Origin of the sequence: Chryseobacterium contaminans (assembly GCF_001684955.1) — a bacterium.
Classification (GTDB): Bacteria; Bacteroidota; Bacteroidia; order Flavobacteriales; family Weeksellaceae; genus Chryseobacterium; species Chryseobacterium contaminans.
In genome coordinates, this window is record NZ_MAYF01000051.1 from 1 (window position 1) to 9,519 (window position 9,519).

Genomic DNA, 9,519 nt, shown 5'->3' on the forward strand with positions numbered 1-9,519 from the left:
TGATTTTTATAAAGGTAAATGTTATGTTAGCCTGGTTGGATTTATGTTTTTAAATACAAAATTATTGGGTTTCCCTGTTCCTTTTCACCGCAATTTTGAAGAAGTGAACCTAAGATTTTATGTCAAGAAAAACGAAAGCGGAGAATGGAAAAGAGGAGTGGTTTTTATTAAAGAAATTGTTCCGAAGCTGGCTTTAAGCTTGGTTGCCAATTCTGTTTACAGAGAAAATTATCATACCCTGCCGATGAAAAGTCAGATTCACCATCAGGAAAATGAATTGCTGATCCGGTATTCATGGAAAGATAAAAATTGGCATTCTATTCAGATCACGGCAGAAAATAAAGTACAACCGATGGTGGCAAATTCAGAATTTGAATTTATTACAGAACATTATTATGGTTTTACCAAAAAAGAAGATAAAACCTCAGAATATGAAGTCTGTCATCCTAAATGGGACTGCTATCAGATAAAAGATTATCAATTGGAAATTGATTTTCAAAAGATTTATGGAAATGACTTTGAAGCCCTCAATCATCAGGAGCCTATTTCTGTAATGCTGGCCGAAGGCTCAGAAATAAAAGTGAAAACAAAACAATACATCATCCAATAGCCAGCATTCTTATCCCCTGAATCACTCATCTATAAAACTCACAAAAATGAAAATAATTATCGCTGCCGGAACCGGATTTCTCGGCCAAAACTTAGAAAAATATTTTACAGAAAAAGGCGAGCAGGTCTATATCCTTACTCGTAATCCTCAACGTAAAAACGAGATCTATTGGGATGCAAAAACAATAGGTGAATGGAAAAATAGCCTAGAACAAGCTGATGTACTTATCAATCTTACAGGAAAATCTGTTGATTGCAGGTATCATGAAAAGAATAAAGCAGAAATTTATACATCAAGAATTGACAGCACAAAAATATTACAGAAAGCAGTGGATAATTGTATCGCCCCTCCAAAAATCTGGTTGAATGCAAGTTCTGCTACCATTTATGTTCATTCTGAAAAACACCTGAATACAGAGGAAAACGGAATTATTGGAGATGATTTTTCAATGAATATCTGTAAACGTTGGGAAAAAGAATTTTTTAAGATTCAGCATGATGGAATAAGAAAAGTTGCCCTTCGTACCTCAATTGTATTGGGAAATAGTGGCGGTGCATTTCCAAAACTGAAAATGATTACAAAGCTAGGACTGGGAGGAAAACAGGGAAGAGGAAACCAGATGGTAAGCTGGATTCATATTGATGATTTCTGTAAAGCTGTAGATTGGATTATCCAAAATAAGAATATAAAAGATACCATTAATATTACCGCTCCGTTTCCATTATCAAATGAAATCATGATGAAAAAACTAAGAAAAGGGTTTAGAATTCCCCTTGGATTGGATGCTCCGGTATGGCAGCTGGAGATAGCTTCTATAATCCTGAAAACTGAAACAGAATTATTACTGAAGAGCCGTAATGTTTACCCTGAAAAGCTCCTGAAAAGCGGATTTCATTTTTCTTATCCCACTTTTGAAGAAGCTCTTTTTAAGTTAAATGGCTTTTGATTCCTGTGGCCGGCATAAAAAATAAAAGAGCAGGAATATATCCCGCTCTTTTAAAAAAAATATAATTAATTAAAAACTTTCTAATATTTTCTTGCAAGCAGTACGTTCAACAGGAATGTCCCGGCCCAGTTACTGCTGTTTCCGCCATTAGTTCCCATAAAGTCTACACGGGCAACAGATACCGTTAGTCTGGTTTTGCCTCCTACATTGGCAAGACTCACAAAAGAGGCGGTAAATACATCCGGAAAGCTGGAATTATTTCCTGCTGTGAGAATAGGATACATATTGGTTACATTGAACGGAGCTCCTTGATATTCATACACAAGAGTCATTCTACTGCTGTTTGTAAAGCCGGTAGTAGAGTTTGCTGCACCAAATGCAGAACCTATAGAAGATTTACTGATGATCCACCAAGCATCAGTTCCCGTTCCTGTATCAAAGGATGTATTGGCGTGGTTTGTCCAGTCTGCAACCGGAGAACTTGATCCGCTATGAGGCGGTATGGTAAGTTGTGCCCCATAAATCTCAACGTTACTTGGTTTAGGAAGAACTGTAAAAGAAAGATCCCATGTTCCGCCAGTCGTATTACTGTTGTTAACAACTTCTGCATAGGCTCCTAAAGGAATTACAAAAGACGCTACCGGAGTATTATCAATTCGTAGTGTATTGCCGCTTGAAGCCTGAAGTGTAATGTTGGAAGAAGAGATATTCTTGATCTTGTAAATCCTTCCTGTATAGCTTGAAGCTGCTGTGCCAATAACAGGAAGTGTAAAGGTTGCATTAGCAGTTCCATTGTAGGTAATATAGTGATCTGTAGCCAGTATACTATAAGTAGTAGTTGTTACCTCTTTATAACCGGCTCTTAAAGATCCGTTGACTGCTAAAGTACTATTGGGTGTTGTGGTATTAATACCAACCTGTGCATTTAAAGTCATTGCACCAAACAGGAAAATTGAAATATATTTTCTCATATTGTCTTTTTTTAAATGTTTTTACAAAAATATAGAAAAATAGTTATTGTTATGTATTTTTTTTAATGATTTTAAGGTTATTTTAATTTATATCTCTTATATGTGATATATTTATTTGTGAAATAAGTTGCTTTTTATATTTGTAACTGTCATATTTTCTGTTTGTTGTGTTTTTTTTAGCTTAAAAATGGTTGATTTGTCAATAATATCCTTTTATTATTTATTTTTAATAAAATGTTAAAATTTATCAGTTTATTTAGAATGTTTATTAATTATTTTGTTGTTTTAATGTATAGATATACTGTGCTTTACAAATAAATGTTGGTATGATATATGTAGGCTTAAAGTATAAACCGGATGAACTTAAATAAAACTCTTGAGTTCATCATAAAATATAAGCATTATGAAAAAGATAATTGTCTTAACGCTATTATTAGGCTTATCTACGAGTGTTTTTGCCCAAAAACATCCTCCTGCACCTCCTCATCCTTCAAAAAATGAATTAATCAGTCTTAAGCAGAAGGAGCTAGATAAAAAATACAATACAGAAAAGAAACTGATCATGAATCATCCACTGGCAACCAAACAAATGAAAAGAGATCAGATGAAGGCTTTAAATAAAAGATATCAAACTGAAAAACGATTGCTTAGACAAGTGAAATAACGCGGATTTCTTGCACTTATTAAAATTTGACAGGTAAAATTTCATCAAAGGAATTTTACGGACTTTTCAGATTAAAATAATTTTTATTGAAAGAGAATGCTTTTTGTGTTCTCTTTTTTGTGTAAAATTAAATGAAAATGGCTTATTGGTGGATTTTAAGATCAATTTGCAGAAACGTGAAACATCCAATATTTTTCCTTAAATTCGCATAAAAATTTTTAAAGTAATGAATTACGATATTATTGTCATTGGAAGTGGTCCTGGTGGATATGTTACTGCGATCAGAGCAGCACAATTGGGTTTCAAAACCGCAATTATCGAGAAAGAAAACTTAGGAGGAATTTGCCTTAACTGGGGATGTATTCCAACCAAAGCTTTATTGAAATCTGCTCAGGTTTTTCATTATATCAACCATGCTGAAGACTACGGATTAAATAAAGTGGAAGCAAGCTTTGAATTCCCGAATGTGATTCAGAGAAGCCGTGGTGTTGCCAGCAAAATGAGCAAAGGAATCGAGTTCTTAATGAAAAAGAACAAGATTGACGTAATTCTTGGTACTGCAAAAGTACAGAAAGGTAAAAAAGTTTCTGTTACAGATAAAGACGGTAAAGTAGTAGAATATAGTGCAAACCACATTATCATCGCTACAGGAGCTCGTTCAAGAGAATTACCGAACTTACCGCAAGATGGTAAAAAAGTAATCGGATACAGACAGGCACTATCTCTTCCTAAACAGCCGAAATCTATGATCGTTGTAGGTTCCGGAGCGATTGGGGTAGAATTTGCTGACTTCTATAATACAATGGGAACTAAAGTAACTATTGTTGAATTTATGCCAAATATCGTTCCTGTAGAGGATGAAGAAATCTCTAAACACCTAGAGAAATCTCTGAAAAAATCTGGAATCGAAATTATGACAAATGCTTCTGTAGAAAGCGTTGATACCACAGGAGAAGGAGTAAAAGCTAACGTTAAAACAGCTAACGGAAACATTACGCTTGAGGCTGATATCTTATTATCTGCTGTAGGTATTGCTGCTAATATCGAAAACATCGGTTTAGAAGAAGTAGGAATCCAGACAGATAAAGGTAGAGTTTTAGTAAATGAATGGTACGAAACTTCAGTACCTGGATACTATGCAATCGGTGATATCATCCCAACTCAGGCTCTTGCTCACGTTGCCTCTGCAGAAGGAATTACTTGCGTTGAGAAAATCAAAGGAATGCATGTTGAAAAAATCGACTATGGCAACATCCCTGGATGTACTTACTGCCACCCTGAAGTAGCTTCTGTAGGTCTTACTGAAAAGCAGGCTAAAGAAAAAGGATACGAAATCAAAGTAGGTAAATTCCCTCTTTCTGCAAGTGGTAAAGCTACTGCAAACGGAAATACAGACGGATTTATCAAAGTGATCTTTGATGCTAAATATGGAGAGTGGTTAGGATGCCATATGATTGGTGAAGGAGTAACAGATATGGTTGCTGAGGCAGTAGTAGCTAGAAAACTGGAAACTACAGGTCACGAGATCATCAAATCTATCCACCCGCACCCAACTGTTTCTGAAGCGATCATGGAAGCAGCAGCAGCAGCATACGGAGAAGTGATCCACATTTAATCTGAAATACAGAAATTATATAACACCAAGCCCGGATTTATCCGGGCTTGTTTAGTTAATTGTTGTAAGAAAATCACTTTATTTTGATAACGTTCTATTATTGATAGGAGTTTTTGATTGCATTTCCTCATTCAGTTTATAGCTATCTTCCAAAAAATGATATTTAACAATTTTGCCGTTCATTACTTTAAATATTGTAACAAACTCAGTATCAAATATTTTGTTGTAGGCAAGGATTTTGGAAGACAGATGTCCGGTGACCGTAGCATTTTCACCATTAATAGCTATGAAATCAATATCAAATTTTTCTGATTGCACGTTGGAGTATAACTCTTTAAAAAAGTTCTCTATCTCTTTCTTCGTTTGCCTTTTACCCGTCCAGGGGAATTTTTCTTGATTACCCGGTAAATCCCAGTCTACATTTTCAGCAAATAAGTCTAAAATATTTCCTTTCTTTTTTCCTGATTGAATAGCATAAAACTCCTCTAAAACTTCTTTTGTTGAAGATAAAGTCTTCTTATTTACAGCCTGAAACGGATTATTGAAAATATTTACCCTATCTGTATCTTCTGAAGTAAAATCAGGATCTACATAGATGTGTACCCGTTTAATCAATTCCCCTTCAAATTCAAAGACATTGCAGAATTTACCATGGGAAATCCTATAATCCGGCCATTTTTTTCCGGATCGTGTGATTCCTTTTTCCGTTCCTTCTACCACAACCATGTTATCTGAAATTATATAGTTGAAACCATCAATATCATGAGTGAGGTTTTGTAAATGAGCTCCAATGGTTTTTCCAAAATTCCTGATTCCTTCTTTTCCTTTTTCAAATCCGAATTTAGGATAGTATAGCTCTACATCATCAGTGTATAGATTAAAATATTCCTCATCAAATTGTCCATCATCAATCTTTTTAAAATAGGTTTTCACTTTACTTTTTCGCAGAGCTGCTAAATCTGTATTGTTCATATTATTTTCCTGTTGTGTTGTTAATGCTTGTTGCCCTTTAATATTTGTAATGGTCGCTAATACTAAGAGAGTAGTAGTAATTATAATTTTTGTTTTCATTAATTTTATTTTAAACCGATCGTTCCAAAACGGAATAAAAAAATTATTTCCGGATTTGTTCAATTAAAAAATCCACCATTTCCATCACCTCTTTTTTATTCTGAGTTAAATTGTAGTGACTCCAAAAGCTGCTGAAGGAAGATAGGATGTAGCGGGCAATAACTGTTGATGGACTTTTGCTATTAATATCTCCATCAGCCTGGGCCTGCAATATTGTTTTTTCTAAAATAGCCTGCAAAGATTCACCACTTTTCAGAAGGAGCTTTTGAGCCTCCGGATCTGTGGGAACAACCTCAAAAATAGTTTTCACAGTAAGACACGCCTTGTTATCTGTTAAAGTCTGCTCAACTACATCACGAATAATATATTCAAGAGTTTCTATTCCTTTATTCTGAGCCATTGATGCCCTTAAATATTGGTTTTCCTTGAATATAGTATAGTCTTTCAAACATTTTAAAAATAAGTCATGTTTGTTGCCATAGGTATCATAAATACTGCTCCTGTTCAGCTTCATGGCATCAACCAGATCATGCATGGAAGTTGCATGATACCCTTTTTCCCAAAAGAGATTGCGGGCTGCTTCCAGCTTTTCCGTATAATTGAATTCTTTATTCCTTGGCATAGTGCAAATATACAATTTAAACCAATCGTTCCAAATTAAATATATTCATATTTGAATTTTTCACAGCCTTTATAATTGGAATTTGATTTTTTGAAGCTGCTTTCTGTTAAAATAATCATATTTATAAAAATTAATCTGATTATATCAGGGTGTTTTCTTACATTTATTCTATGAATTTTGAGAAAGTAGGACTTGTTTTGTCAGGCGGCGGTACCAAAGGAATCGCTCATGCAGGAGTATTGAAATTCTTGAAGGAAAAAGAGATCAAAATAGATATTCTTTCCTGCTGCAGCGCAGGATCTATTGTGGGATGCCTTCATGCCATAGGAAAGACTCCTGAAGAAATTATGGAATTTTTCAACTCCGTTTATTTTTTTAATTGGAAACATTTTGCATTCAACCAACCTGGATTAGTTTCTTCAGTCATTTTCAGAAATTATCTTAAACCTATTTTTCATGATATGAAATTAGGAGATCTGGATATTGAAGTGAAAATTGTAGCCACAGAACTGGTTACAGGAACTCAGAAGATTTTTGATAAGGATTTTGAAGTCGTAGATGCTATCATTGCCTCATGTTCTATTCCGGGAATTACCACCCCTTATATTATTGGTGATGAAATGTACTGTGATGGAGGAGTTCTGAACAATTTTCCGGCAGATATTATCAGAGAAGACTGTGATAAACTTATCGGTGTATTCGTTTCACCACCCAATGATGCTAAAATCAAAGATCTGAACTCTATTAAGGCCATTGTTTCCCGTTCGTATGATCTTCTTTCCTACAGAATAGAGAAAGTGAAATTTGATTACTGTGATTGGTTTATTTCTTCTCAAAAATTATCCACTTACGGAACTTTTGAAAGAGGAAGAGACCGCTTGGAACAGATTTTTGATATTGGTTATCATGCTGCTAAAGAAAGCTATGAAGAAAGCCGCTTTCTTACAGAATTAAGACAATCCGGAACATAAAAAAATCCTGTATTGAAACAGGATTTTTTTATGACAAGAGATAAAGAAAGCCGCTGAGACCATCATTTAAGCGGCTTCAGCTTTATATCCTTCTCTTAATTTTTAACTACATAACCGTCCTGGCGAACAATTTCACGGTCATTAGTATCAGTAACAACCAAGGTGTAAGGCGCTTTTTTTGCAGAATCTGTAAGGTAGTTTCTCCAAACCTGATAACTGTGGCCTTCATTATTAAAATTGAAATAATAATTACCTCCGCTGCCATCAGGGATCAGTTCTCCGTCACTGATAATCATACTTGGTTTAGCAGTAATTTTTGCGTTGGCATTCCAGGATTGATAAAGATATCTGCCATTGGGCTGCTTATCAATTCTGATTTTAAACTTTTTAGTTTTAATAATTACGGTTTTAGGAACCTGCTGAGAAACATTATAAGTGATGCTTTTTGAGGGTTCAGAAGTTTCTTTGGCAGAAACAAAAGAAAATTGAGCTAAAGAGAAAGCTCCTAATAGGAAGTACTTAATCATATTGTAATGGTTATTGGTTAACTGCTCAAAAACCATCAAATATAGAGCCATTGTTTTTGTGAGTAAAGGAAACTTTATTGAATAGGATGGATGATATTTCTATCGGAATGACAAATATAAAGCTTAGTTTATCCATATATTTTGTCATTCCGTAGGAAGTTCACTTTTTGATTCAAGAAATGCGTTTATTGGGTAACAGCAGTATAGCTTGCAAAAGCCTCTTCCAGACTGTTAAATTTACCTTTAAATTCATCAATAGGACAATCCTGAAGAATATTTCCTTTATGAATAAGAATAACCCTTGAGCAAAGCGCTTCTACTTCCTGCATGATATGGGTAGAAAGTAAAACTGTTTTCTGTTGCCCGATTTCTTTGATTACATTTCTGATTTCCAGGATCTGATTAGGGTCAAGACCATTGGTAGGCTCATCAAGAATTAATAAATCCGGCTGGTGAATAATAGCCTGAGCCAATCCTACACGCTGTTTATATCCCTTGGAAAGCTGTCCGATTCTTTTTGTCTTTTCCGGGGTAATTCCTACCAGCTCTATAACTTCATCTACCTTAGAGTCAGAGATCTTATGAATGTTGGCCACAAACTGGAGGTATTCCTTCACATACATTTCCAGATAAAGTGGGTTGTTTTCCGGTAGAAAGCCTATTTTTTTCTTGCTTTCAATTTCATGTTGGGAAATATTCAAACCATTAAAAATAATATCTCCTTCGTCAATTTTCAGTGCTCCTACAATAGATTTCATCAAGGTGGATTTTCCGGCTCCATTAGGTCCCAGAAGACCGATGATCTCATTTTTATCAATAGAAATGTTGATATTGTTTAAAGCAGTCTGCTCACCAAATTTTTTAGTTAAATTGTGTATCTGAAGCGGCATAATTTTTAATGTCTTTCTGCAAAAATAAAATAAAAAAACTCATTCCATTGAATGAGTTTCGCAATATTTATAAATTATAATTATTTTTTTGCTTTTTTCTTAGCTCCGGATGCTGGAGTTGCGGTAGAAGCAGTACTGGCTCCTCCTTTTTTAACTCCTTCCTGGTTGAGGGTAGGAGCTTTGTCATACATAGTATACTTACCATTTGTTCTTCCAAACACCTTATCAACCTGTTTTTGAGTTAGAAACTGTGATTTTCCCACATATTTCCTGTTTTTATTGATGTATTGGATAAACTGTACAGTGGGTTGACCATAATTTCTTTCATAATGAAGTTCGATGATATCATTGGGAAGCTCCAATACGATATTTTCTTCAGGGGCGGAGATAAAGCCGTCTGTAATAAGTTTATACAGTCCTGAAACGTCTCCGTTCAGATTTTGGAATGAAAAAGCTCGGATTGTATTCAGGTTACTGGTGTTCAGGTCCTGATAATTGACAGTATATTTGTCTTCTTTTTTATATAAACCAACAGAATTGTCTTTGCCGATTTCCACCAAACTTTCATTTTTCAACACTTTAATCTGAGAGAAAACTGAAATACCGAACATACATGTAAGAAGTAGAATTAT

General features: G+C 34.7%; 11 protein-coding genes. 5 read left to right on the plus strand and 6 right to left on the minus strand.

The features are described from left to right. The coding region (locus tag BBH99_RS04590; RefSeq protein WP_066692601.1) for a YqjF family protein at window positions 1-610 on the plus strand (610 nt) is incomplete at its 5' end. A gap of 46 nt (window positions 611-656) precedes the next feature. Continuing rightward, window positions 657-1,556 (plus strand): TIGR01777 family oxidoreductase, encoded by a 900-nt coding sequence (locus BBH99_RS04595; RefSeq protein ID WP_066692604.1) that lies wholly within the window; start codon window positions 657-659, stop codon window positions 1,554-1,556. An 80-nt stretch (window positions 1,557-1,636) separates the two neighbouring features. On the opposite strand, the gene BBH99_RS04600 is transcribed toward BBH99_RS04595, so the two are convergent. Beyond that, on the minus strand, window positions 1,637-2,527 hold the full coding sequence (locus BBH99_RS04600) for a hypothetical protein (RefSeq protein ID WP_066692609.1): 891 nt from the start codon (window positions 2,525-2,527) through the stop codon (window positions 1,637-1,639). Between the two features lie 403 nt (window positions 2,528-2,930). Between BBH99_RS04600 and BBH99_RS04605 the strand changes: the two genes are divergently transcribed. Beyond that, window positions 2,931-3,191: a hypothetical protein gene (locus BBH99_RS04605; protein WP_066692613.1), complete on the plus strand. Its 261-nt coding sequence runs from the start codon at window positions 2,931-2,933 to the stop codon at window positions 3,189-3,191. Between the two features lie 226 nt (window positions 3,192-3,417). Beyond that, the gene (lpdA, locus tag BBH99_RS04610; RefSeq protein ID WP_066692614.1) at window positions 3,418-4,806 is read left to right on the plus strand and encodes a dihydrolipoyl dehydrogenase; all 1,389 of its coding nucleotides are present in this window, start codon (window positions 3,418-3,420) and stop codon (window positions 4,804-4,806) included. Between the two features lie 78 nt (window positions 4,807-4,884). Here the strand turns inward: lpdA and BBH99_RS04615 are convergent, their stop codons facing one another. Next, on the minus strand, window positions 4,885-5,877 hold the full coding sequence (locus tag BBH99_RS04615) for a nuclear transport factor 2 family protein (RefSeq protein ID WP_066692617.1): 993 nt from the start codon (window positions 5,875-5,877) through the stop codon (window positions 4,885-4,887). 43 nt (window positions 5,878-5,920) lie between these two features. After that, window positions 5,921-6,499, minus strand: coding sequence for a TetR/AcrR family transcriptional regulator (locus tag BBH99_RS04620; RefSeq protein ID WP_066692618.1), 579 nt, complete (start codon window positions 6,497-6,499; stop codon window positions 5,921-5,923). A 170-nt stretch (window positions 6,500-6,669) separates the two neighbouring features. Between BBH99_RS04620 and BBH99_RS04625 the strand changes: the two genes are divergently transcribed. Then, window positions 6,670-7,470, plus strand: a complete 801-nt coding sequence (locus BBH99_RS04625) for a patatin-like phospholipase family protein (RefSeq protein ID WP_066692619.1) — start codon at window positions 6,670-6,672, stop codon at window positions 7,468-7,470. Window positions 7,471-7,565: 95 nt separating this feature from the next. Here BBH99_RS04625 and BBH99_RS04630 read toward each other — a convergent pair whose 3' ends face one another. From BBH99_RS04630 to BBH99_RS04640, 3 genes are all read right to left on the minus strand, one after another. Then, window positions 7,566-8,048 (minus strand): hypothetical protein, encoded by a 483-nt coding sequence (locus BBH99_RS04630; RefSeq protein WP_123873006.1) that lies wholly within the window; start codon window positions 8,046-8,048, stop codon window positions 7,566-7,568. A gap of 134 nt (window positions 8,049-8,182) precedes the next feature. Beyond that, window positions 8,183-8,887 carry an ABC transporter ATP-binding protein gene (locus BBH99_RS04635; protein WP_066692623.1) on the minus strand — a complete coding sequence of 235 codons (705 nt, stop codon included), beginning with the start codon at window positions 8,885-8,887 and terminating at the stop codon, window positions 8,183-8,185. An 80-nt stretch (window positions 8,888-8,967) separates the two neighbouring features. After that, a partial coding sequence (locus BBH99_RS04640; protein WP_066692625.1) for a hypothetical protein occupies window positions 8,968-9,519 on the minus strand: 552 nt, incomplete at its 5' end.

Excerpts from the sequence above, each read along its gene's own strand:
- BBH99_RS04600 (WP_066692609.1), bottom strand. The coding sequence starts at position 2,527 with ATGAGAAAATATATTTCAATTTTCCTGTTTGGTGCAATGACTTTAAAT.
- BBH99_RS04635 (WP_066692623.1), bottom strand. The coding sequence starts at position 8,887 with ATGCCGCTTCAGATACACAATTTAACTAAAAAATTTGGTGAGCAGACT.
- BBH99_RS04620 (WP_066692618.1), bottom strand. The coding sequence starts at position 6,499 with ATGCCAAGGAATAAAGAATTCAATTATACGGAAAAGCTGGAAGCAGCC.
- BBH99_RS04615 (WP_066692617.1), bottom strand. The coding sequence starts at position 5,877 with ATGAAAACAAAAATTATAATTACTACTACTCTCTTAGTATTAGCGACC.
- BBH99_RS04605 (WP_066692613.1), top strand. The coding sequence starts at position 2,931 with ATGAAAAAGATAATTGTCTTAACGCTATTATTAGGCTTATCTACGAGT.
- BBH99_RS04630 (WP_123873006.1), bottom strand. The coding sequence starts at position 8,048 with ATGGCTCTATATTTGATGGTTTTTGAGCAGTTAACCAATAACCATTAC.
- BBH99_RS04595 (WP_066692604.1), top strand. The coding sequence starts at position 657 with ATGAAAATAATTATCGCTGCCGGAACCGGATTTCTCGGCCAAAACTTA.
- BBH99_RS04625 (WP_066692619.1), top strand. The coding sequence starts at position 6,670 with ATGAATTTTGAGAAAGTAGGACTTGTTTTGTCAGGCGGCGGTACCAAA.
- lpdA (WP_066692614.1), top strand. The coding sequence starts at position 3,418 with ATGAATTACGATATTATTGTCATTGGAAGTGGTCCTGGTGGATATGTT.